Origin of the sequence: Nonomuraea sp. NPDC050310 (genome assembly GCF_040655795.1) — a bacterium.
GTDB lineage: Bacteria > Actinomycetota > Actinomycetes > Streptosporangiales > Streptosporangiaceae > Nonomuraea.
This window is the reverse complement of record NZ_JBFAKP010000015.1, coordinates 1-21,914: the sequence shown is the minus strand read 5'-3', so window position 1 is coordinate 21,914 and position 21,914 is coordinate 1. Positions and strand designations below refer to the sequence as shown.

Annotated in this window: 22 protein-coding genes; 9 read left to right on the top strand and 13 right to left on the bottom strand. The window is 72.9% G+C overall.

Translation table 11 applies throughout. The features are described from left to right. Positions 1–136: 136 nt before the first annotated feature. Positions 137–1,237 (bottom strand): o-succinylbenzoate synthase, encoded by a 1,101-nt coding sequence (menC, locus tag AB0I67_RS29005; protein ID WP_357929540.1) that lies wholly within the window; start codon positions 1,235–1,237, stop codon positions 137–139. A 163-nt stretch (positions 1,238–1,400) separates the two neighbouring features. Between menC and AB0I67_RS29000 the strand changes: the two genes are divergently transcribed. Together AB0I67_RS29000 and AB0I67_RS28995 are read left to right on the top strand one after the other, a co-directional pair. Continuing rightward, entirely contained in the window at positions 1,401–2,420 is a 1,020-nt protein-coding gene (locus AB0I67_RS29000; RefSeq protein ID WP_357929537.1) for an endonuclease/exonuclease/phosphatase family protein, read from the top strand. A gap of 58 nt (positions 2,421–2,478) precedes the next feature. Beyond that, the gene (locus tag AB0I67_RS28995; protein WP_357929534.1) at positions 2,479–3,534 is read left to right on the top strand and encodes an FAD-dependent oxidoreductase; all 1,056 of its coding nucleotides are present in this window, start codon (positions 2,479–2,481) and stop codon (positions 3,532–3,534) included. Positions 3,535–3,553: 19 nt separating this feature from the next. On the opposite strand, the gene AB0I67_RS28990 is transcribed toward AB0I67_RS28995, so the two are convergent. After that, positions 3,554–4,102, bottom strand: a complete 549-nt coding sequence (locus tag AB0I67_RS28990; protein WP_357929532.1) for a DUF4396 domain-containing protein — start codon at positions 4,100–4,102, stop codon at positions 3,554–3,556. 184 nt (positions 4,103–4,286) lie between these two features. Between AB0I67_RS28990 and AB0I67_RS28985 the strand changes: the two genes are divergently transcribed. From AB0I67_RS28985 to AB0I67_RS28975, 3 genes are all read left to right on the top strand, one after another. Further along, entirely contained in the window at positions 4,287–5,258 is a 972-nt protein-coding gene (locus AB0I67_RS28985) for a hypothetical protein (RefSeq protein WP_357929529.1), read from the top strand. 74 nt (positions 5,259–5,332) lie between these two features. Beyond that, the gene (locus AB0I67_RS28980; RefSeq protein WP_357929526.1) at positions 5,333–7,594 is read left to right on the top strand and encodes a serine/threonine-protein kinase; all 2,262 of its coding nucleotides are present in this window, start codon (positions 5,333–5,335) and stop codon (positions 7,592–7,594) included. Between the two features lie 34 nt (positions 7,595–7,628). Continuing rightward, on the top strand, positions 7,629–8,522 hold the full coding sequence (locus AB0I67_RS28975; protein ID WP_357929523.1) for a pirin family protein: 894 nt from the start codon (positions 7,629–7,631) through the stop codon (positions 8,520–8,522). A 55-nt stretch (positions 8,523–8,577) separates the two neighbouring features. Here the strand turns inward: AB0I67_RS28975 and AB0I67_RS28970 are convergent, their stop codons facing one another. The 9 genes from AB0I67_RS28970 to AB0I67_RS28930 all read right to left on the bottom strand — a co-directional run bounded on the left by AB0I67_RS28970 (position 8,578) and on the right by AB0I67_RS28930 (position 16,909). Further along, entirely contained in the window at positions 8,578–9,699 is a 1,122-nt protein-coding gene (locus AB0I67_RS28970) for an MBL fold metallo-hydrolase (protein ID WP_357929521.1), read from the bottom strand. Between the two features lie 118 nt (positions 9,700–9,817). Beyond that, positions 9,818–10,570: a DUF3152 domain-containing protein gene (locus AB0I67_RS28965; protein ID WP_357929518.1), complete on the bottom strand. Its 753-nt coding sequence runs from the start codon at positions 10,568–10,570 to the stop codon at positions 9,818–9,820. Between the two features lie 54 nt (positions 10,571–10,624). Continuing rightward, positions 10,625–12,052, bottom strand: a complete 1,428-nt coding sequence (locus AB0I67_RS28960) for an MFS transporter (protein ID WP_357929516.1) — start codon at positions 12,050–12,052, stop codon at positions 10,625–10,627. Next, a complete protein-coding gene (locus tag AB0I67_RS28955) occupies positions 12,049–12,849 on the bottom strand; it encodes a glycerophosphodiester phosphodiesterase (RefSeq protein ID WP_357929514.1) in 801 nt (266 codons plus the stop codon). Before AB0I67_RS28955 ends, AB0I67_RS28960 begins: the two co-directional genes overlap by 4 nt. A 35-nt stretch (positions 12,850–12,884) precedes the next feature. Then, the gene (locus tag AB0I67_RS28950) at positions 12,885–13,424 is read right to left on the bottom strand and encodes a TrmH family RNA methyltransferase (protein WP_357929511.1); all 540 of its coding nucleotides are present in this window, start codon (positions 13,422–13,424) and stop codon (positions 12,885–12,887) included. Further along, positions 13,421–14,026: a methyltransferase gene (locus AB0I67_RS28945; RefSeq protein ID WP_357929508.1), complete on the bottom strand. Its 606-nt coding sequence runs from the start codon at positions 14,024–14,026 to the stop codon at positions 13,421–13,423. Before AB0I67_RS28945 ends, AB0I67_RS28950 begins: the two co-directional genes overlap by 4 nt. 11 nt (positions 14,027–14,037) lie before the next feature. After that, entirely contained in the window at positions 14,038–14,985 is a 948-nt protein-coding gene (locus AB0I67_RS28940) for a VWA domain-containing protein (RefSeq protein ID WP_357929505.1), read from the bottom strand. Next, positions 14,982–15,923: a DUF58 domain-containing protein gene (locus AB0I67_RS28935; protein WP_357929502.1), complete on the bottom strand. Its 942-nt coding sequence runs from the start codon at positions 15,921–15,923 to the stop codon at positions 14,982–14,984. Before AB0I67_RS28935 ends, AB0I67_RS28940 begins: the two co-directional genes overlap by 4 nt. Beyond that, entirely contained in the window at positions 15,920–16,909 is a 990-nt protein-coding gene (locus tag AB0I67_RS28930) for an AAA family ATPase (RefSeq protein ID WP_357929499.1), read from the bottom strand. The genes AB0I67_RS28935 and AB0I67_RS28930 overlap by 4 nt, the downstream gene beginning before the upstream one ends. A 58-nt stretch (positions 16,910–16,967) precedes the next feature. On the opposite strand from AB0I67_RS28930, the gene AB0I67_RS28925 reads away from it, so the two are divergent. Next, the gene (locus AB0I67_RS28925) at positions 16,968–17,717 is read left to right on the top strand and encodes a hypothetical protein (protein WP_357929496.1); all 750 of its coding nucleotides are present in this window, start codon (positions 16,968–16,970) and stop codon (positions 17,715–17,717) included. 61 nt (positions 17,718–17,778) lie between these two features. Next, positions 17,779–18,651: a DUF2268 domain-containing putative Zn-dependent protease gene (locus AB0I67_RS28920; protein WP_357929494.1), complete on the top strand. Its 873-nt coding sequence runs from the start codon at positions 17,779–17,781 to the stop codon at positions 18,649–18,651. A 5-nt stretch (positions 18,652–18,656) separates the two neighbouring features. Here AB0I67_RS28920 and AB0I67_RS28915 read toward each other — a convergent pair whose 3' ends face one another. Beyond that, a complete protein-coding gene (locus AB0I67_RS28915; RefSeq protein ID WP_357929491.1) occupies positions 18,657–19,292 on the bottom strand; it encodes a response regulator transcription factor in 636 nt (211 codons plus the stop codon). Continuing rightward, positions 19,289–20,512 carry a histidine kinase gene (locus AB0I67_RS28910; protein ID WP_357929488.1) on the bottom strand — a complete coding sequence of 408 codons (1,224 nt, stop codon included), beginning with the start codon at positions 20,510–20,512 and terminating at the stop codon, positions 19,289–19,291. Before AB0I67_RS28910 ends, AB0I67_RS28915 begins: the two co-directional genes overlap by 4 nt. A 134-nt stretch (positions 20,513–20,646) precedes the next feature. On the opposite strand from AB0I67_RS28910, the gene AB0I67_RS28905 reads away from it, so the two are divergent. Together AB0I67_RS28905 and AB0I67_RS28900 are read left to right on the top strand one after the other, a co-directional pair. After that, positions 20,647–21,234, top strand: coding sequence for an ATP-dependent Clp protease proteolytic subunit (locus AB0I67_RS28905; protein ID WP_357929485.1), 588 nt, complete (start codon positions 20,647–20,649; stop codon positions 21,232–21,234). Further along, complete coding sequence (locus AB0I67_RS28900) at positions 21,231–21,854, top strand: ATP-dependent Clp protease proteolytic subunit (RefSeq protein WP_357929482.1); 624 nt, start codon at positions 21,231–21,233, stop codon at positions 21,852–21,854. The genes AB0I67_RS28905 and AB0I67_RS28900 overlap by 4 nt, the downstream gene beginning before the upstream one ends. Positions 21,855–21,914: the final 60 nt, after the last annotated feature.

Genomic DNA, 21,914 nt, shown 5'->3' with positions numbered 1-21,914 from the left:
CGCCCCGCCGTCGATTCGTGCCGCTTCACCAAGTGCCCGGCCCCTCTTCGTGTCCCGGCCTAGGACCTCCGGCCTCCGGCCCTGGACAACAGCGACGGCCCCCGGAACGCGTCCGGAGGCCGTACGGCAGGCAGGATCAGAGGGAGATCCACTCGGTGGCGGTCGTGACCTCCTCCAGGATGTCCGGGATCGGCTCCACGCCCAGGCCCGGCCCCTTCGGCACGCTCAGGTGCCCGTGGTCCAGCTCGAACGGCTCGGTGATGTCGGTGGCGTAGTAGCGCCGCGAACCGGAGGTGTCACCCGGCAGCGTGAAGCCGGGCAGCGCCGCCAGCGCCACGTTGGCCGCCCGGCCCAGGCCGGTCTCCAGCATGCCGCCGCACCACACCGCCATGCCGTTGGCCCGGCACAGGTCGTGGATGCGCCGCGCCTCCAGGTAGCCGCCGATCCGGCCCGGCTTGATGTTGATGATCGAGCAGGCGCCCAGCGCGATCGCCGCCGCGGCGTGCTCGGCCGACTCGATCGACTCGTCCAGGCAGATCGGGGTGCGCAACTGCTTGGCGAGCTGGGCGTGCTGGACCATGTCGTCGTTGGCCAGCGGCTGCTCGATCAGCAGCAGCCCGAAGTCGTCCAGCTTGGCGAGCTGGCGGGCGTCCACCAGCGTGTAGGCGGCGTTGGCGTCGACCTGGAGCAGCACCTCGTCGCCGAAGCGCTCGCGCACCGCGCGCACCGGCTCCACGTCCCAGCCCGGCTCGATCTTCAGCTTGATCCGCACGTAGCCCTCGGCCAGGTAGCCGTCCACGGCGTCCAGGAGCTGCGGGACGGTGTCCATGATGCCGACCGAGACGCCGCACGGCACCTCGTCCCTGGCCGCGCCCAGGAACTGGCCGAACGACTCGCCGGCCGCGCGGAGCTGGGCGTCCAGCACCGCGGTCTCCAGCGCCGCCTTGGCCATCCGGTGCCCCTTGATCGGCTCGACCGCCCGGCCGACCGACTGCGCGTCCACGTCCGCCGGCAGCGCCGGGATCAGGAACCGCTTGATCACCTCGGCGGCGCCGTCCACGTACTCGGAGGAGTAGAGCGGCTCCGACATGGCCACGCACTCGCCCCACCCCTCGGCCTCGGGCGTCACCACCCGCACCAGCAGGACGTCCCGGGACGTCTCGGTGCCGAAGGACGTCCGGAACGGCGCCACCAGCGGCATCGCGATCCGCCGCAGCTCAACCCCAGTGATCTTCACGCTCTACTCCAGGTCTCGCACTCTTGATTTTCTGCTTCCCAGGGGCGGGCTTCGCATACCCCCTCTGGACCCTAAGAGGAGCCCATAGCCTCCGGATTCGTGCAACACGACGAAAAAAGATGTTCTTCACGGGATTCTCAGGTTGGTCGGCCACGCTGGAACGGTGCATGACACGGAGACCACCACCACGCCCGGCCGCACCTCCGGCGGGCCCGCGGAGCCGGGAACTCCGCCGCGTCGGCGCCGCAGACGCTGGCTGAGCTGGACCGTCGCGGTACTGCTGGCCCTATGGGCGGTGCTGCGGGTGTTCGGGCTGGAGACCGGGAGCTTCCTAACGCAGCTCATGACGCTCACGCCGTACGCGGTCGCGGCCGGCGGGCTGACGGCGCTGCTGCTGGCCGTACGGCGGTCGTGGAAACAGGCCGCGCTCGCGCTGGCCGCGGCGCTCGCGCTCGCCGCGACCGTCGTCCCGCGCACCGTCGCCGGCGGCGAGGCAGCGGCGGGCGGCCAGGAGCTGCGGGTGCTGGCGATCAACATGTTCGGCCGGGCCGACGCCTCGGCGATCGTCGAGCTGGTGCGCCGCCACCGGCCGCACGTGCTGAGCGCCCTTGAGCTGACTCCGGCCCAGGTCGAGCGCCTGGACGCGGCCGGGCTCGGCACGCTGATGCCGCACCGGGTGCTCGAACCCGAGTTCAGCGCCTCCGGCAGCGGCCTGTACGCCACGCTGCCGCTGACCAAGCTGGACGGGCTGTTCACGCCGATCGGCCACCACATGCCCGCCGCCGCGCTCACCCTGCCGGGCGGCGCGCGCGTCGAGGTGGTCGCCGTGCACCCCAACCCGCCGCTGGGCCGGATGACCGCCGAGTGGAACGCCTCCCTGGATGCGCTGCCGCCGGCCGCCGGCGACGACCGGATCCGGGTGCTGGCCGGGGACTTCAACGCCAGCCTCGACCACCGCGCCTTCCGCGACCTGCTCGGGCGCGGCTACCTGGACGCGGCCGAGCAGGCCGGCAAGGGCCTGGTGCCGACCTGGCCGAACGCGCGGCGGGTGCCGCCGATCATCACCATCGACCACGTGCTGGCCGACCGGCGGGCCTCGGTGGCCGGCGTGGAGATCCTGGACGTGCCCGGCACCGACCACCGCGGCGTCTACGCCGACCTGCGCCTGCCCGCCACCGGCTGACCGCCCGGGAAGAGCGCGGGCCCGCCGGCGGTTTCCCTTCGGTGGAAGGGAGTCCGAGGTGCGGGAGATCGACGCCGTCGTCATCGGCGCCGGGCAGGCGGGCCTGTCCAGCGCCTACCACCTGCGGCGGCTGGGGGTGCCCGCCGTCGTGCTGGACGCGGCCGACGGACCGGGCGGCGCGTGGCGGCACCGCTCGCCCTCGCTCACCATGGACAAGGTGCACGGCGTCTTCGACCTGCCCGGCCTGCGCCGCGAACCGCGGGACGACGGGCTGCTGCCGGCCTCTGTCGTGGTGCCCGGCTACTACGCTGGCTACGAACGCGACACCGGCCTGGAGGTCGTGCGGCCGGTCACCGTCGCCTCGGTCAGCCGCGACGGCGGGCTGCTGGCCGTACGGTCGGACGCGGGGGAGTGGCTCGCCCGCGCGGTGGTCAACGCGACCGGCACCTGGACCCGCCCCTACTGGCCCTACTATCCGGGCGCGCCCGGCTTCGCCGGCCGGCAGCTCCACTACGCCGCCTACCGGGGCCCGGCCGAGTTCGCCGGCCGCCGCGTCGTCGTGGTCGGCGGCGGGGCCTCGGCGATGCACGTGCTGTCCGAGCTGGCCGAGGTCGCCGCCGGCACGCTCTGGGTCACCCGCCGCCCGCCGGTCTGGCGCGGCGACGACTTCGGGGAGGAGGCCCGTCGCGAGGCGGTCGCCCTGGTCGAGGCCCGCGTCCGGGCCGGGCTGCCGCCGCAGAGCGTCGTCAGCGTCACCGGCCTCGGCTCCACTCCCGTCGTGCGCGAGGCGATGGCCCGCGGCGCGCTCGAGCGGCAGCCCATGTTCTCCCGCATCCTGCCGTACGGCGTGGCCTGGCCGGACGGGCGTACGGCGGAGGCGGACGTGATCGTCTGGGCGACCGGCTTCCGCTCGGCGCTCGACCACCTCGCCCCCCTGCGCCTGCGCGAGCCCGGCGGCGGCATCCGGCTGGACGGCACGCAGGTCGTGCGCGAGCCGCGGGTGCAGCTCGTCGGCTACGGCCCCTCGGCCAGCACCGTCGGCGCCAACCGCGCCGGGCGGGAGGCCGCCTCCCGGGTGCGGCGGCTGCTCGCGGCCGAGACGCAGGCCGCCTGATCCCGCCCTCCGGCGGGGCTCAGTGGTGGTAGGCGTGGACGACGGCGTGGCCCTTGCCCTTGCCGATGATCCACTTGTTGATCGGCCAGGTCACCAGGAAGGCGACCAGGAACGCGAACGCCAGCGCGCCCCAGAACAGCCCCGAGGCCAGCCCGGCGTCCATCGCGCCCGGCACGACCAGCATGATGCCGTTGTCGACGATCTCCATGATCATGATCGACACGGTGTCGGCGGCCAGCGCCACCTTGAGCGCCTGGCCGAAGGTCAGGCCCGCCTTCAGGACGCCGCGCATGGTCAGCGCGTAACCGAACACGAACGCCAGGGCCACCGCCAGGATGATCGTGGGCAGGTTGCCCCAGCCCAGGGCGGTGCCGATCACCATGCCGAGCACCTCGCCGATGGCGCAACCGGTCAGGCAGTGCAACGTCGCCGAGGCGGCCGTCTTCCACGTCGTCGGCGCCGGCCCATGCCCGCCGTGCGCCCCATGTCCTGCGTGCTCACCGTGCCCGGTGTGGGCGGGCTGGTGGTGGGCGGGCTGGTGGTGGGCGTGGTGATCGTGCTCGGCCATGACGACTCGCTCTCAGTTCTACAATCAGGCAAACGTCCGCCAATGTACCCTATACCCCTAGAGGGTGTCGGTCGGGCAGTCGAGACCCAGGCTCGAAGTCCTGGCGTTACCCGCCCAAGCCTGGCGCTAACATCGTCCATCGGACAGAGGGCCGCGAGCCCTGCCGAACGGGCGAAGGAGAAGCGTGACGGTTGGGTTCCTCCGAGCCGTCCTCGCGGCCGTGGCCGCACTCGTTTTGGTGGCGGTGCCCGCCCACGCCGACCCGAAGCCGTCGCTCAAGCAGTTGCGGCGCGAGCTGAAGGACCTGCGCAAGGAGTCCGACAAGCTCATCGCCGACTACTACCAGGCCCGGATCGCCCTGGAGAAGGTCGAGAAGGTCGACAGCGAGGCCCGCGGCCGGCTCGACGAAGCCCAAGGGGTGCTCGACGTCCAGTCCGAGCGGCTGCGCCGGATGGCGGTCGGCCAGTACGTCAACGGCGGCAACGAGCACACCCTCGCGATGCTGTCCGGGGGTGTGGACCCCGAGAGCACCCTGCGCCGCCAGACGCTCACCCAGTACCTGCTGGAGGAGGAGGCCGGCCGGGTGGCCGGGTTCGCCGCCGTGCGCGACCGGCACGCCCGGGCGCTGGCCGAGGCCGAGGAGTCGGCCGAGCGGCTGCGTACCTCGATGAAGGACCTCGACAAGCGCCGCAAGCGGGCCGAGAAGACCATCGAGCGCATCCGCGACAAGATCGACCTCGCGCACGACGCCCCGGGCTTCCGCCGCTCCGACGGCACCTGGGTGCCCGAACTGCCCGGCGGGGCCGATCACATCACCCCGCGCATGCGCCTGGTCAAGGACCTGCTCATCGAGCGGTTCGGGTCGGGCAAGGGCGTCGGCTGCTACCGCTCCTTCAACGACGGCGGCGAGCACCCGCTCGGCCGGGCCTGCGACTTCATGCTCAGCACCGGCGGCGCGATGCCGAGCCCGGCCGAGGTGAAGCGGGGGCACGAGATCTCCGCCTGGGTGGTCAAGAACGCCAAGCGGCTCGGGATCATGTACGTGATCTACCGCCAGCGCATCTGGCACGTCCGCACCGGAAGCTGGCGCTTCATGAGCAACCGGGGCGGGACGACGGCCAACCACTACGACCATCCCCACATCTCGGTCTACTGACCCGGCCGACAGGCCGCTCGGCCGGCTGGCCGCGGCGGCAAGCCGGGTGCAAGGCCGGCAGGCATAATCCAGGCATGCCGTCCTTCACGCCCCTCAGGCCGGAAGACCCCACCCACCTCGGCGGGCACGAACTGCGCGGCCGCCTCGGCGAGGGCGGGCAGGGGGTGGTCTACCTGGGCGACGGCGAGCACGGCCGGTTCGTCGCGATCAAGTGGCTGCGGCCGCACCTGGCGGGGGACCGGGTGGCCGCCGAGCGCTTCGTGCGCGAGGCCTCGCTCGCGCAGCGGGTGGCGCCCTTCTGCACCGCGCGCTGCCTGGCCACCGGCGTCCAGGACGGGCGGCCGTACATCGTCAGCGAGTTCGTGGACGGCTCGACCCTGCACCAGGTGGTGGCCGAGGAGGGGCCGCGCTCGGGGGTGGCGCTGCACCGGCTGGCCATCGGGACCGTGACCGCGCTGGCCGCCATCCACCAGGCGGGGATCGTGCACCGCGACTTCAGCCCGGCCAACGTGCTGCTGGCCGCCGAAGGGCCGCGGGTGATCGACTTCGGGATCGCGCGGGCGCTGGACATGACCTCGATCACCTCCGCGCCGGTCGGGACGCCGTGGTACGTCTCACCCGAGCAGATCACGGGGCACCCGGTGTCGCCGGCGGCGGACCTGTTCGCCTGGGGTGCCACCATGGTCTACGCCGCCCGTGGCCGGCCGCCCTTCGGTGGGGAGTCGGTCCCGGCCGTGATCCACCAGGTACTGCAGGCGCCTCCCGACCTGGCCGGCCTGGACGGGCCGTTGCGTGACCTGGTCGCGGCCTGCCTGTCCAAGGACCCGTCCCGCCGGCCGACCGCCGAGCAGGCCATCATGGCCCTCGTCGGCCAGCCGGTCCCCCTCCACGAAGCCGCCTCCGCCGCCACTCCCGACCACCCGCCGCCACCCGGTTCACCGCTCACTCACCCGCAGTCCGCCGCTCACCCGTCACCCGGTACGGCGCCGCAGTCCGATCCCGGTCTCCATGGCGGCCGGCCGTTCGTGCCGGCGCAGCAGGCGTGGCACCACCCCGGCGGGCCGGTTCCCCCGCCACCGACCTGGAGCGGGCACCCGCAGCCGGGCCTCCCTCAGTCGGGCCCGATCCGGCCGGGCTCCTTCGGCTCGGGCTCCCCACACCCCGGCCCCCCTCACCCGAGCTCGCCGCACCCCAGTCCGGCTCCGCCGTACCAGCGGGTGGGCGGGCGGCGGGGGCCGGTGGTGGCCGGGGCGGCGGCGGCGCTGGCGGTGGTGGTGACCCTGGTGACGGTGATCGTGGTGATGACCGCCAAAGACCCCGTGACCCGCCAGACGGCCAGCCCCGGCCCCGGCCAGACGGCCGAAGGCCAGACCGCCGGGCAGACCCCCGGCCAGACTGCCGGTCAAAGCCCCGGCGCGACCCAGCCCGCGCAGCCGGTCGCCACGGCGGGCCTGTCCCAGGTGAAGCTGCCCGGCACAGGCGTGACCCTGTTCGAGCACCCCTCCGACCCGTCGATCCTGACCGCCTACACGGTCGTCGACCCCGCCACCAAGTCCCCCACCTTCTACCCCCGCCAGTCCCTGACCGGCGCCTTCGCCCCCAAGACCGGCTACTGGCAGACCCTCCTGTCCCCGGACGGCAAGCACGAGGTGGCCAGGCCCAAGCGCTACACCGACTCCGGCCGCGACAGCGTCGAGCTCACCGACAAGGCCACCGGCGCCACCCGCGTGGTGGAGACGGTGAAGTACCCGCTGCTGGCCTACGTCGAGCAGTGGTCGCGCGACAGCACCCGCGTCCTGCTGAACGTCGGCAAGGAGGCCGGCGAGGGCTACCAGTCGACGGGCTTCGCCATCGTCGAGGTGAGCACCGGCAGGGTGAACGTGGTCACCCTGCGGGAGAGCTCGCTGCGCGACGTCGCCTTCGGTTTCGACGACCAGGACCGCGGCGTCGTGGTCATGGGCCGCTCGCCGCAGCAGGCGCTGCGCTTCTTCGACACCTCCGGCCGGCGGGTGCGCCGCGTGCCGAACGTCGGCTCGGCCCCGGCGGGCCTGCTGTTCTCCCCGTCCGGCCGGCAGTTCCAGACCACCTGCCCAGGGCTCCTCAACGGCGACCACTGCGTGTACGACACCGCGAGCGGCCAGGAGACGCGGCGCTTCGAGTCGGCGTGCACGGGCGACTCGTGGTGGTTCGACGAGGCGCATCTGTCGTGCTGGATGCAGGATGACGACGGCAGCTCGCAGATCGTGGTGATCGGCTTCACCGGCGCCAAGGTGCGGGTCCTGGCCGAGGTGCCCAAGGCCGACGCCGGCTCGGCTTTCTACTACACCCTCCGCTGAGGGCCGGCGGCGGCGCGGGCCTTAGGCTCGGGGCGTGAGCAACGTGGACCCGAATCCGCAGGAGCTGCGCTGCGCTGCCGAGGCCGAGCCCGGCTGGCCCGTGGAGCGGCTGTCCGGCCACCAGGTGGCGCTGGGCGGCCCCCGCGCCATGAACGTCACCCGCATCCTGCCCGGCCGGGGCCGCCGCATGATCGGCGCGTGGTGCTTCCTCGACACCTACGGGCCCGAGGTCGCCACGATGCGGGTGCCGCCGCACCCGCACACCGGGCTGCAGACGGTGACCTGGCTGGTGGAGGGGGAGGTGCTGCACCGCGACAGCGTGGGCAGCCTGCGGACGGTACGGCCGGGCCGGCTCAACCTGATGACCGCCGGGCGCGGCATCTCGCACTCGGAGGAGTCGCCGCGGACCACCCTGCACGGCGTGCAACTGTGGGTGGCCCTGCCGGAGGAGCACCGGCACGTCGCCCCGCACTTCGAGCACCACGCCGAGCTGCCTGAACGGGACGGCATCCGGGTGATCATGGGCTCGCTGGCCGGGCTGCGTTCGCCGGCGACCACCTACACGCCGCTGGTGTGCGCCGAGCTGACCGTGGACGGCGAGCTGGAGGTGCCGCTGGATCCGGGCTTCGAGCACGGCGTGCTGTGGCTGAGCGGGGACATGACCACGCTGGACTACCTCGGCCCGGGCCGGGACCGGGTGCGGCTCGACGGGCACGGGCGGGTCCTTCTGATCGGCGGGGAGCCGTTCGCGGAGGAGCTGGTCATGTGGTGGAACTTCGTGGGCCGCAGCCACGAGGAGATCCTCGCCTTCCGCAAGGAGTGGAGCGAGGGGAGCGGCTTCGGCGAGGTGGCCGGCTTCGACGGCGATCCGTTGCCGGCGCCGCCGATGCCCACCATCCGCCTCAAGCCCCGCGGCCGCGTCCGCTGACCCGCCGGGCGCAAGCTGCCCTCGGGGACGGCTTGCCCCACCAAGCGTCGACCGGTCAGGACAGCTTGCGCCACCAGAAGTCGACCGTCGGCGCCGAATCCACCACCACGCCCTCGCCGGGCCGCGGCACCACGATCGGCACGTCGCGTCCGGCCGCCTCGCGCCACAGCCGCTCCACCGGCTCGGCCCACGGGTGCAGGGCGAGGGTGAAGGTCGCCCAGTGCACCGGCAGCAGCAGCTCGCCGCCCAGGTCGAGGTGGGCGTTGACCGCCTCCTCCGGGTTCATGTGGATGTCCGGCCAGGCGGGGCTGTAGGCGCCGATCGGCATCAGCGTCAGGTCGAACGGCCCGTGCGCCGAGCCGATGCCCTTGTAGCCGGAGAAGTAGCCGGAGTCACCGGCGTAGAAGACCCGCCGCCGCTGCCCGGCGACCACCCACGACCCCCACAGCGTGTCGTTGCGCCGCAGCGAGCGTCCGGAGAAGTGCCGCGCGGCGGTCGAGACGAAGCGCAGCCCGGCGACCTGCGCCTCCTCCTCCCAGTCCAGCTCGATGATCCGGTACAGCGGCACGCCCCAGCGCTCCAGGTGCGCGCCGATGCCGAGCGGCACCAGGAAGGGCGCGCTCTGCGTGCGGGTGAGGGACATGACGGTGGCCATGTCCAGGTGGTCGTAGTGGTCGTGCGAGATGACGATCGCGTCCACCTTGGGCAGCGCGGCCAGCTCGACCGGCAGCGCGTGGTGCCGCCTCGGCCCGGCGAGCTGGGAGAAGGAGACGCGCCTGCTCCACACCGGGTCGAACAGCACCCGGCGGCCCTCGATCTCCACCAGCGTGGAGGCGTGGCCGTACCAGACCACCGACAGCCCGTCGGGCGCCGGTTCGGGCAGCGAGGGCACCAGGACGGGCACCATGCCGGAGGGCCGCCGCGTGTCACGGTCGCGGGCCAGCTCGCGCAGCAGGCCGGGCGACGGGACGCCGACGGTGGTCGGCTCCGGCATCGGGTTGTGGAAGGCCCCGTCCTTGAACTGCGGCGAGCGCTGGATCCGCGTCGCCCGGTCGGGCCCCGACTCCAGGGGCCGCACGCCCAGCTCGGCGGGGATGCGCCGCAGCGCCCAGCCCGCCGCCGCCAGCGCCGCTCCGCCCGCGATCACCTTCGCCGCCCGCTTCAAGCCACCAGCCATCTCGCCCCCACAGCCCGGATGTTCCACGATCTATCTGCTCAACCGCCGAGTCCACCATCAGTGTTCCCGGTTCGGTTGATATATCGCGATATGTTTTAGACCTCCTTTGCCCGGCGTCCTAGCCCGGGTGCGGCCACGGGTTGGGGCGGCAGCCGTACAGGGACTTGGTCTGCTGGAGCATCACCGGCGCGCGCCGGCCGCGGCCGGGGCAGGAACGGTGGCCGTGTCCGAGACCGTGCCCGACCTCGTGGCTGATCACGTACTGCCGGTAGGCCGGCAGGCTGCTGTAGTGCGGCACGCCCCGGGCCCAGCGCAGCGCGTTGATGACCGAGCGGCCGTCGCGCCAGCAGGACAGCTCGCCGCCGGTGCGCAGCGGCAGGCACAGCCGGTCGGTCAGCGCGGGGCTGGTCAGCGCGACGCGCAGCCGTACCGGGCCGTGGTCCACGCGCCGGAAGCGGCCCCAGCCGCGCGGGTCGTTCAGCGTGCGGTGCACCTGCTCGGCGAAGGCGGCGGCGGTGAACGGCAGACCGCGCTCGACCTCCACCAGGTAGCGGGTCACCGTCCCGCCGCCGGCCGGCGGCGCGTCCTGGCCGGGCGCGACGCGGTAGCGGCCCGAGGCCGAGTACGGCACGCGCACCGGCCGCTCCGGCTCGCTTACCGAGCGGTTCGTCCCAGGCCGGGCACCATCGGCCGGGCGGGCGACGGGCCGGGCGGCATCGGCCGGGCGGGCTCCGGCGTCCGGCGGGGCGTCAGGAACGGCCGGCCGTCGGTCGGAGGGCGAGGCGGCGCACCCGGCCGCCAGCACGGTGGCCGCCAGCACGGTGGCCGCCAGCACGGTGGCCGCCAGGACGGCGGGCCAGGACGACGGCACGGCTTCCCCCTGAACGCGGACGCTGGGGGAAGCCAGACGATCGTACCCGGCCGGTCAGATCCGTTCGGGGACCTCGTTGCCCGCCGCGCGGATCGCCCTGGGCAGGTTGATCCGCCACAGCATCAGTCCGCCGATGATGAAGAAGAACACCAGCGACAGGATGGCGATGCGGTAGCTGTTGGTCAGGTTGACCGCCAGCGCCACCGTCCACGAGCCCAGCAGCGTCGAGCCCTTGTCGCTGATCTCGTAGAGGCTGTAGTACTCCGCCTCCTTGCCGCGCGGGATGACGTAGGAGAACAGCGAGCGCGACAGCGCCTGGGTGCCGCCCATCACGATGGCGATGGCGAAGCCCATGGCGAAGAAGGCGGTCGCCGAGCCGCGCGGCAGGAAGTAGGCGACCGCGACCACGATCGTCCAGGCCACCAGCGCGAACAGCACGACCTGCTTGGCGCCGTAGGTGCGGGCCAGCCGGCCCAGCAGCAGGGCGCCGAAGAAGGCCACGAGCTGCACCATGAGGATGGCGCTGATCTGGACCGTCTGGCCGAGCCCGAGTTCCTTGCTGGCGTAGGTGGCCGAGAAGGAGATGACGGTCTGCACGCCGTCGTTGTAGATCAGGTAGGCGACCAGGAACCCCAGCGTCAGCGGGTAGTACCGCAGCTCGCGGATGGTGCGCGCGAGCTGGCGGAAGCTGCCGGCGACGGCCTGCCCGGCGGTCTCGGAGCCGCGCGGGCGGGCGTGCCGGTTGCGCAGCCGCAGCAGCGGGATGATCGTGAAGCCGCCCCACCACACGCCCGCCGAGGCCAGCGCGAGCCGGACCGCGTCGCCCTTGGAGATGCCGAGCGACTCGTGCCCGAGGAAGATCGCCAGGTTGATGGCCAGGAGCAGGAAGCCGCCCAGGTAGCCGAAGCCCCATCCGCGCGCGGAGACCTTGTCGCGCTCGTCGGGGGTGGAGATCTCCGGCAGGAAGGAGTTGTAGATGACGAAGGCGCAGGCGAAGGAGACGCTGGCCAGGATGTAGAGGAAGCCGCCGAGCAGGTAGCGGCCGTCGGCGACGAACCACATGCCGAGCGTGGCGGCGGCGCCGAGGTAGGCGAAGAAGCCCATGAGCTGCTTCTTGCGCCCGGTGTGGTCGGCCAGCGCGCCGGCCATCAGCATGAGCAGCACCTGGATCACGGCGGCGATGCCGACCACGAACGGGTAGAACGCGCCAGGCCGCATGTCCATCCAGAGCACGTCCACGTAGCCGAGGCCGGGGTTGTCGGCGGCCAGCTCGTCGAAGGTGTCGACCGAGCAGGCCTGCCCGGCGAAGTCCTTGGCGCAGGCCACGCCGGTGGCGATCTCGGTGAGGTAGGGGCCGAGGAAGACGGTCAGGACGGTGGTGGGGAAGGCCGAGTTGGCCCAGTCGTAGAAGTACCAGCCACGTTGCTCGCGTCGGCGGGCAGCGGGGGAGTCGTCGAAGACCTTGGGGGGTGAGGAGGTCATGCGGCTTTCCCGTCTTGGGGCCACAGGCCGCGCCGGTCGAGCACGCTGCGCAGGCCGGTGAGGTTGTCGGTCATGATGCCATCCACGCCCAGGTCGAGCAGGTGCTCCATCCGGGCTTGGTCGTTGATCGTCCACACGTGCACCTGCATGCCGAGGGCGTGCGCGGTGCGGACGAGGGCGCGGGTGGTGACCCGCAGGCCGCGAAAGCCCATCGGGATCTGCGCGCAGGGGATGCCCGCCCGGTGCAGCCGGGCGAACAGCCGGCCGTAGCCGGAGGTCGCCGCGGCGGCGCGCAGGGTGGCGACGCCGCGCGGGCCGAGGGTGGAGCAGACCTCGCGGCCCATCGCGGCGCGGGCCTTGGCCAGGCGCTCGTCGGAGAAGGAGGTCAGGCAGACGCGCTCGTAGGCGTTGGTCCTGCGCACGGCCTGGGCCAGGGGCAGGATCGCGCCGGCCTCCTTGACGTCGATGTTGAAGCGCGCGTCGGGGAAGCTGCCGATGAGGTCTTCCATCAGGGGGATCTCGTGGCCGTCGCCGATGCGCGCCTGCCGTACCGCCGACCAGGGCAGGTCGGCGATGCGGCCGCGCCGGTCGGTGACCCGGTCGAGGGTGTGGTCGTGGAAGGCCAGCAGCACCCCGTCGGCGGTGGCGTGCGCGTCGGTCTCCAGGTAGGTGTAGCCCAGGGAGACCGCCCGTTCGAAGGCCGCGACGGTGTTCTCGGCTCCCTCCAGCGCGCCGCCGCGGTGGGCGAAGGCGAGGGGTCCGCTGTGGTCGAGGAAGGCGAAGCGACGGCTGAGCACGACGTGAGTATGCCTCTCGTACGGCGAATTTTGGGTTACAGGTCGGCGAGATCCTGCCATTCCTGGCGGCGGGCCTCGGCCAGGGCGATGGCGGCGGCGACCGAGACGTTGAAGGAGCCCACGCGGCCGACCTGGGGGATGTAGATCTCGCCGTCGGCCGCCTCCAGCAGGGCGGGGGAGCAGCCGTGGTCCTCGCTGCCGACCACGAGGCAGACGTCGCGGGCCAGGTCGGCCTTGAACAGCGGCTTGGCGTCGGAGGTCAGCTCCACCGCCAGCACGGTGTAGCCGTCGTCCTTGGCTTCCTGTACGGCCTGCGCCGCGGTGAGCCCGTCCTTCCAGGCGACCAGGCGGTCGGTGCCGAGCGCGGTCTTGCCCGCCTTGGGGTTGGTCGGCGGGGTGGTGTTGCCGGCCAGCCAGATGCGGTCGACGCCGAAGGCGGCGGCGCTGCGGAAGATGGCGCCGACGTTGAACGGCCCGGTGACCGATTCGACGATCATCGCCAGGCGGTTGCCGGTGGCGCGGCGCCAGGTGCGGTTGAGGCGCTTGACGTCGGTCGGGCGAAGCTGCTTTCTCATCGGATCACCTTGAGGATGCGGTAGGCGGCTCGGGAGGTGTGGCGGCTGGCCTGCCAGCCCTGCTCGGCCAGCCAGCGCTGCAGGGAGTCGGAGCCGAGGTGTTTCTGGACGACCAGGTAGGCGGCGCCGTCGTCGGTCAGGCGGGACAGCCAGCGGGTGAGCATCTCGTGCAGCGCCGCCTTGCCGATCCTGATCGCCGGGTTGGACCAGATGGCGCGGAAGCGCACCTCGTCCGGGACGTCGTCGACATGCGTCGATCTTACTTTGTAAAGGCGGGCGGCTCGCGCGTTGCGCTCGGTGAGCTCCAGGCTCCTGCGGTTCACGTCGACCGCCCAGACGGTCGCCTCCGGCGCCCGCGAGGCCATCGTCAGCGCGATCGGGCCGTAGCCGCAGCCGAGGTCGAGCAGGTCGCCCTCCTGCGGTGGCCGCGGCACGCTCTCCAGCAGGATCCGGGTGCCCAGGTCGATGCGTTCGGGGGAGAAGACGCCCCGGTCGGTCTCGAGCCTCAGGTGCAGGTCGGGCAGCACGAGATCGACCGATCCCGGCCTGCTCGCCGCGGCCGGCCGCTCCTCGAAATAGTGGGCCCCGGAATTAGGTGTCACGTGGGAAAACGTTACGGGATGCGCGAGCCCAGCAAGACCGCCGCACCCGCCACCAGCACCCCGGCCAGGATCGCGGCCACGATGAACCACTGGCTGATCTCCTGGTTGACCAGCTTGTAGCCGAGCGAGGTGCCGATCTGCTCGTAGACCTCGCGGAGCTGGGTGTCGGACTCGGCGCTGTAGGCCCGGCCGGAGGTGCCGTCCGACAGCGACTGCAGGGTGGCCTTGTTCACCGGGACGTTCACCGGGCGGCCCTCGATCGCGACGGTGCCCTCCTGCGTGCCGTAGGCGATGGTCGAGACCGGCACGCGCGACTGGGTGGCGGCGTCGATGGCCTCGTTGACCGCCCGGCCCGAGGTGTTGTCGCCGTCCGACAGCAGCACGATCGCGGCCGGCGGCGGGTCGGTGGCGGCGCGCTGGTCGAAGGAGCGGATGGAGTCGAGGGAGTTGAAGACCGCCTCGCCGATCGCGGTGCCGGGCCGGGTGGTCAGGTTGCCGATGGCGGTGGCCACGGCCTGATGGTCGGTGGTGGGGGAGACCACCACGTTGGCCGAGCGCGCGAAGGAGACCAGGCCGACGTTGAAGCGGTCGGGCAGGTCGAGCGCGAACTGCTGGGCGGCGCGCTTGGCGGCGGTGATGCGGTTGGGCGTGACGTCGTCGGCCTCCATGGACAGCGACACGTCCAGGGCCACGATGATCGTCGCGCGGTCGCGCGGGACGCGCACCTGGTCGGCCGGACGCGCCGCGCCGACCACGAGCAGGCTCATCATCACCAGGAACAGCGCCGGCGCCACGTGCCGCCGCCAGCCGGGCGTGCGGGGCATGACCAGCGACAGCAGCGCCAGGTTGGTGAAGCGCACGGTGTAGCGGCGGCGCAGCCACATCGAGGCAACGTAGCCGGCCAGCACCAGGGCCACGAGGGCGAACAGCCACAGCCAGCCGGGCGCCAGGAAGGTCATGGGCGGCCTCCCGGCCGGGCGCGCACGTGCGCCATCCGGCGTTGCCTCAGGGTGAACTGGGCGATGTCGTGCACCCAGTCCCGGTCGGTGCGCAGCACGAGGTGCGCCGCCCCGGCCCGGCGCAGCGCCCGCCGGGTGCCCTCCCGCTGGAGGGCCGCGGCTTCCGCGTATGCCTGCCGTACTTTGGGAGAAAGGTGCACTTCGCGTACTTTCCCGCTCTCGGCGTCCCTGAACGCGACCCGCCCCACGTCGGGCAGCTCCAGCTCGCGCGGGTCGATCACCTCCACCGCCAGCACCTGGTGCCGGGCGGCCAGCCGGCGCATCGGCCGCTCCCAGGGCCGCTCCAGGTCCGGGTCGAGGGAGGGCTCGGCGTCCAGGAAGTCGCTGACCACCACGCGCAGCCCCCGCCGCGGGCGGGTGGCCGCCAGCACGTCCAGGCCCTCGGCCAGGTCGGGGGCATCCGGTACGGCCCGCCCGCGCGGCGCCTCCAGCAGCGAGTGCAGCAGCCCGTAGAGCGCGGGCCGGCCGGTCCGGGCCGGCATGCGGTGGATGTACTCGTCGTGCAGCACGAGGACCCCGAACCGGTCGCCGATCCGGCTGGCCAGGAAGCCGATCGCGCCGATGGCCGAGACCACCAGGTCGCGCTTGTCGGTCTCGGCGGTGCCGAAGTCCATGCTGGCCGACAGGTCGGCCAGCGCCCACGTCTCCAGCTCGCGGTCGGCGACCAGGTCACGCACGTGCGGCACGGTCGTGCGCGCGGTGACCGCCCAGTCCATCCGCCGCACGTCGTCCTCGCCCGGCACGTACAGCCGGCTGTCGCCCGCCTCGCTGCCCGGGCCGGGCAGCAGGCCCTGGTGCTGGCCGTGCATCAGGCCGTCCAGCCGCCGGGTGATGGTCAGCTCCAGCCGCCGCAGCGCCACCTCGGCCCGGTTGCTCATCGCTGCTGGTTCCAGACCACGAGCGGCGGTGGTACGGCATGCAGGATCTGCCGCACCACCTGGTCGGGATCGACGCCGTCGGCCAGGGCGTCGAAGGTCAGCATGAGCCGGTGCCCCATCACGTCCACGGCCACGTCGCGCACGTCGTCGGGCAGCAGGTAGTCGCGCCCGCGCAGCAACGCCAGCGCCCGCCCGGCCGAGACCAGGCCGAGGGTGGCGCGCGGGCTGACGCCGATCTCGATGGTGTCGGCCAGCTCGGCCATGCCGTAGTCGCCGGGGACGCGGGTGGCCATCACCAGCCGCACCACGTAGTCGGCCACGAGCTGGTGCACCGAGACCTGCTCGGCCTGCTGCTGCAGCGCCAGCAGTCGTTCGGGGTCGAGCACCCGCTCGGGTACCGGCGGGCTGACGCTCATCCGCTGCAGGATCTCCAGTTCCTCGTGCGCGCTGGGATGCGGTACCCGCACCCGGAACAGGAAGCGGTCGCGCTGCACCTCGGGCAGCGGGTAGACGCCCTCGGACTCGATCGGGTTCTGGGTGGCCAGCACGATGAACGGCTTCGGCAGCGGGTGGGTGACCCCGGCGAGCGTCACCTGCCGCTCGGCCATCACCTCCAGCAGCGCCGACTGCACCTTGGCCGGGGCCCGGTTGATCTCGTCGGCGAGCAGGAAGTTGACGAAGACCGGCCCCAGCTCGACGTCGAACTGCTCGCTGGAGGGGTGGTAGACGCGGGTGCCGACGATGTCGCTCGGCACCAGGTCGGGGGTGAACTGGATGCGGGCGAAGGTGCCGCCGACCACCGTCGCCAGGGTCGAGGCGGCCAGCGTCTTGGCCACGCCGGGCACGCCCTCCAGCAGGCAGTGCCCCCGGGCCAGCAGCGCCACCGCGAGCCGCTCCACCATGTGCTCCTGGCCGACGATGACCCGCTTGACCTCGTCGAGGGCGTGGCGGATGTCGGCGACGGTCAGATCTTCGGCGACGCTCATTCCACCAATCTTCCCCGGAAAATGCACTGATCCACGCTTCGTGGGGAAGATTGCTGCTGTGACCATCAAAGGGGCGTTTCCCCTGCAGTACGGTGACCCGCCGCGGCTGGGCCCGTACTGGATCCAGGCGCGCCTGCACACCGCGCCCGCCGGGTTCGTCTACCTGGGGCAGGGGCCGGACGGGCGGGTCGTGTCGATCGCGCTGTTGACGCGCGGGGCGGCGCTCGACGGGGCGGCGCGTGACCGCTTCGTGAGCGCGGTACGCGAGCGGGTCCCGGCCGGGGGAGCGGCGCCTGGGGCACCTGGGGGAGCGGCGACAGGGCTCCCTCCGGTCGTGGAGTCCGACCTCGGGGCCGCGCCCTGGGTGGCCACGCCGTACGTGCCGGGGCGGCCGGGGGCCGAGCGCTTCCTGGAGCCGGTCATGGTCGGCGGGATGCTGCTCGGCGAGGCCCACGGCCCTGACTACGTGCCCTACTGGCTGACCGACCGCGCACCCGCCGCCCCCGGCCCGCCGCCCGGCCGCAGGCCGCCCACCGAGACGCGGCGCCGGGTGCTGATCGCGCTGGCGGTGCTCATCGTCATGCTGCTGCTCGGGGTGCTGGTCGGGCTGCTGCTCCTGCGCAACGACCAGGAGAGCGCGCCGCCGCGCCGGCCGCTGCCGCCGACCATGTTCGAGCCGACGCCGCCGCCCACGCCGGAGAGCCCGCAGCCCCAGCCGGAGCCCACGCCCAGCCCGTCGCAGAGCCGTACCGGACCGCAGTCGCCGGGGCCGACCGACGGCGGGGACGGCGAAGGCGAACCGATCTGACGCCGCGGGACGGATTTATCGGCTTGAGCCTCACGTAACGGCAGGTTCTACCGTCGGCGTCATGAAGCTACATGTGCACGACACCCTCACCACGATGGCCGCCCTCCTGGAGCGCCCGCTGGAGGAACGGCCCGGCCTGCTGCGCGAGATGCTCGCCCCGATGGCCGGCGCGCTCCCCCCGGGCGACCCGGTCGAGCTGGTCCAGCAGGGCGGCGGCCTCCGCGTCGACGCCGACGACCCGCGCTACGCCGAGGCGGTCCGCGACCTGGCCGCCGCCGGGCTCCTGGAGCAGATCGAGGAACGGCTCCACGCCGCACTCGCCCACCTGCGGCGCGAGGTCCCGGACCTCGTCGCCCCCGACGACCTGCAGGTCATGTTCGTCCTCGGCAACCCGGACGACGAGTACCTGATGCGCACCACCGGCGGCTACTACGGCATGGGCGGGGCGCCCGGGTGGCTGTACCTGCTGGCCTGGCCGACCGAGGACAACATCGGGCGGATCGCGCACTGCGCGGTGCACGAGTTCCACCACCAGGTGCGCTACCGCAACGTCGAGTGGAACCCGGTGACGGTGACCGTGGGGGAGCACGTGGTCGCCGAGGGGCTGGCCGAGGCGTTCGTCCGGGAGCTGTCGGGGGAGGCGGCGATGGGGCCGTGGTCGGGGATGGTGACCGGCGCCGAGTTCGACCGGGCGCGGGAGCTGATCATGGCCGACATCGGGCTGCAGGGGATGCGGCACACGCCCGGGTACGTGCTCGGCGACTCGGCCGCGGTGCGCTTCGGCGGCCAGGCGCGGGGCATCCCGGACATGGCCGGGTACGCGGTGGGCCTGGACCTCGTCGACCGCTTCCTGGCCGCCACCGGCCTGTCGGCGGCCCGGGCGACCGTCCTGCCCGGCTCCGAGATCATCAGCCGCGCCGACGCGGCCCGCTGAGGTGTCTATCCCGGGCTGACGAAGCCCGACTCGTAGGCGGCGATGACCGCCTGGGTGCGGTCGCGGGCGCCGAGCTTGGCCAGGACGTTGCCGACGTGCGTCTTGACCGTCTCGGGCCCCACCACCAGCTCGGCGGCGATCTCCCCGTTGGACAGCCCGCGCGTCATCAGCCGCAGCACCTCCCCCTCCCGCTCGGTCAGCCGCTCCAGAGGTGTGGCCGATCGGGTACGGCCGGCCGCCAGCCGCCGGATGGCGGCCGGGAACAGCAACGACTCGCCCGCCGCCACCAGCCGGATCGCCTGCAGCAGGTCGTCCGGCCGGGTCCGCTTGAGCAGGAACCCGTCGGCCCCCGCCCGCAACGCGTCGTAGACGTAGTCGTCGTTCTCGAAGGTGGTCACCACCAGCACCTTGGGCGGCTCGTCCATCGCGGCCAGCCGGGCGGTGGCCTGGATGCCGTCCAGGCCGGGCATCCGCACGTCCATGAGCACCACGTCGGGCCGTTCGCGGCGCACGATCGGCAGCACCTGCGCGCCGTCGGCCGCCTCGCCGACGACCCGCAGGTCGGGCTCGGCGTCGATGATGATCCGCAGGCCGGCGCGGATCAGGTCCTCGTCGTCGGCGAGCACGACTGTGAGCGTCATGGCGTAGACCGTAGTGGCAGCCGGGCGTGCACCCGCCACCCGCCCTCCACCGGCCCGGCGCTCAGCTCGCCGCGCAGCAGCGCCACCCGCTCCCGCATCCCCTCCAGTCCCCGTCCCCCGGCGCCGTTCCGCGCCCGGCCGTGCTCGCCGGCGTCGTTGTGCACCTGCAGGTCGAGCACCCCGTCGCGCACGACGGCGGCCAGCCGTACCGGGCCTCCGGAGCCGTGCTTGATCGCGTTGGTCAGCGACTCCTGCACGATCCGGTAGGCCTCCCGCGACTGCACCGCCGGCACCTGCGACAGATCGCCCACCTCGGCCGTCACCGGCGCGCCCGTGCCGCGCACCAGCCGGTCGAGGTCGGCCAGCGACGGCTGCGGCCCGTGCCCCGGCGACCCGGCCGGCTGGGCCGCCCGCCCGCGCGAGTCGGCCCGCAGGATGCCGAGCACCTCGTCCAGGTCGGCCAGCGCGGTCCGCGCCGTCTCCTCGATCGCCGACAACGCCGTGCGCGCGGTCGCCGGATCACGCTCCAGCACCCGCCCGGCCGCCGCGGCCTGCAGGGTCACCACGCTCAGCGCGTGCCCCACCGAGTCGTGCAGCTCGGCGGCCAGGCGGTTGCGCTCGGCCAGCGCCCTGGCCTGCTCCTCCGCCTCCCGCAGCCGGTCGGCCGCCGACGGCCCGAGCAGCGCCCGCGCCCCGCGCACCAGCACCGCGCCCCCGGCCATCACCACCCCGGCCAGAACCGCCAGCGCCGCCAGACCGGCCAGCGGCAGCCACGCCAGGTGCCAGCCCGGCTCCAGCGCCATGCCCGCCAGGTCCCACGGGTCGCCGGTGAAGGGCACCACGAACGTCCACACCACCAGCGGCAGCAGGGCCAGCGTGCAGCCGCTCACCACGCCGCCGACGCCCAGGTGCAGCACGAACCAGGCGGCGGTGCGCCAGCGGTCGGCCCGGCTCTGCGGGCCGCTCCGGCGTACGTCGACCTCAAGCAGGGCCTGCGCGGCCGGCGCGGCGAGGGTCCGCACCGGCAGCACCAGGCCGCTGGCCCAGACCACGGGCAACGCGGCCAGGAAGATCAGCGGCTGGACGGCGAACAGCGGGCTGCCCGGCTGCCCGATGCCGTACAGGACCGTGACGATCTCCCCGGCCATCATGTACGGCATCAGCAGCGCCCCGCCGAAGACCAGGCAGATCCACCGCCGGGCCAGCATGCTCCATCTCACGGGCACCATGATATGTCGAGCGAAATTCACTCAGAGCGGATTATGCCTTTGGAGAAATGCGCGCACAGCGAAAGAATCTGGATTTTCAAATGGCCGGGGTTATGGTCGCAATAGTGCGAAGAAAGGACGCGAGAATGCCTGAGACCCCGTCCGCCTGGTCGGAGACGCTGGCCCAGCGGCTGCTGAAGGAGCGCATCGTCGTGCTCGGCCAAGAGGTCGACGACGACATTTGCAACAAGCTGTGCGGCGAGTTGCTATTGCTGGCCGCAGCCGACCCCGATCGGGATATCACCCTTTACATCAATTCACCCGGCGGCGCGGTGCACGCCGGGATGGCGCTGTTCGACATGATGCAGTTCATCCCGTGCGACGTCGCCACCGTCGCGATGGGATTCGCCGCCTCGATGGGGCAGTTCCTGCTGTCGGCCGGCACCCCGGGCAAGCGCTACGCGCTGCCGCACGCCCGGATCGTCATGCACCAGCCGCTCGGCGGCATCCGCGGCACCGCCAGCGACATCCAGATCCAGGCCGAGAGCCTGCTCTACACCAAGCGCCTGATGGCCGAGCTGATCGCCGAGCACACCGGCCAGCCGCTGGCCCGCATCCAGGAGGACTCCGACCGCGACCGCTGGTTCACCGCGCAGGAGGCCAAGGAGTACGGCTTCGTCGACCACGTGGTGCGCAACGCCAAGGACATCACGAGCGGGGTGACGCCGGCATGAGCGGACGCTACGTGCTGCCCTCCTTCACCGAGCGCACCTCCTACGGCGTCAAGGAGAGCACGCCGTACACCAAGCTGTTCGAGGACCGGGTGATCTTCCTCGGCACGCCGATCGACGAGACCTCCGCCAACGACGTGATGGCGCAGTTGCTCACGCTGGAGTCGATCGACCCCGACGCGGACGTGCACCTGTACATCAACTCGCCCGGCGGCGAGTTCACCGCGATGACCGCCATCTACGACACGATGCAGTTCATCCGGCCGGAGGTGAACACCGTCTGCATCGGCCAGGCCGCCTCGGCCGCCGCCGTGCTCCTGGCGGCGGGCACGCCCGGCAAGCGGGCCGCGCTGCCGCACGCCCGGGTGCTCCTGCACGAGCCGCGCACGGAAGGGGCCCGCGGGCAGGGCAGCGACATGGAGCTGGCCGCCCGGGAGATCCTGCGCATGCGCGACCAGCAGGAGGAGCTGCTGTCGCGGCACACCGGGGTGGCCCCGGCGCTGATCCGTGCGGACATCTCCCGCGACCGGATCTTCACCGCCGAGCAGGCCCGCTCCTACGGGCTCATCGACGACGTGTACGCCAGCCGCAAACGCGTCCTCACCCACGCCGGCGCCGCCTGACCACGCGCCGCTTCCCGGCCGCCCGGCGGCGTCCGTCCGGCCCACCGGCCGGGCGGACGC

What these genes read in the sequence shown, in the direction of transcription:
- AB0I67_RS28990 (WP_357929532.1), bottom strand. Translation starts at nt 4,102, where the DNA reads ATGGCCGAGCACGATCACCACGCCCACCACCAGCCCGCCCACCACCAG.
- AB0I67_RS28980 (WP_357929526.1), top strand. Translation starts at nt 5,333, where the DNA reads ATGCCGTCCTTCACGCCCCTCAGGCCGGAAGACCCCACCCACCTCGGC.
- AB0I67_RS28970 (WP_357929521.1), bottom strand. Translation starts at nt 9,699, where the DNA reads ATGGCTGGTGGCTTGAAGCGGGCGGCGAAGGTGATCGCGGGCGGAGCG.
- AB0I67_RS28960 (WP_357929516.1), bottom strand. Translation starts at nt 12,052, where the DNA reads ATGACCTCCTCACCCCCCAAGGTCTTCGACGACTCCCCCGCTGCCCGC.
- AB0I67_RS28950 (WP_357929511.1), bottom strand. Translation starts at nt 13,424, where the DNA reads ATGAGAAAGCAGCTTCGCCCGACCGACGTCAAGCGCCTCAACCGCACC.
- AB0I67_RS28940 (WP_357929505.1), bottom strand. Translation starts at nt 14,985, where the DNA reads ATGACCTTCCTGGCGCCCGGCTGGCTGTGGCTGTTCGCCCTCGTGGCC.
- AB0I67_RS28935 (WP_357929502.1), bottom strand. Translation starts at nt 15,923, where the DNA reads ATGAGCAACCGGGCCGAGGTGGCGCTGCGGCGGCTGGAGCTGACCATC.
- AB0I67_RS28930 (WP_357929499.1), bottom strand. Translation starts at nt 16,909, where the DNA reads ATGAGCGTCGCCGAAGATCTGACCGTCGCCGACATCCGCCACGCCCTC.
- AB0I67_RS28920 (WP_357929494.1), top strand. Translation starts at nt 17,779, where the DNA reads ATGAAGCTACATGTGCACGACACCCTCACCACGATGGCCGCCCTCCTG.
- AB0I67_RS28915 (WP_357929491.1), bottom strand. Translation starts at nt 19,292, where the DNA reads ATGACGCTCACAGTCGTGCTCGCCGACGACGAGGACCTGATCCGCGCC.
- AB0I67_RS28905 (WP_357929485.1), top strand. Translation starts at nt 20,647, where the DNA reads ATGCCTGAGACCCCGTCCGCCTGGTCGGAGACGCTGGCCCAGCGGCTG.
- AB0I67_RS28900 (WP_357929482.1), top strand. Translation starts at nt 21,231, where the DNA reads ATGAGCGGACGCTACGTGCTGCCCTCCTTCACCGAGCGCACCTCCTAC.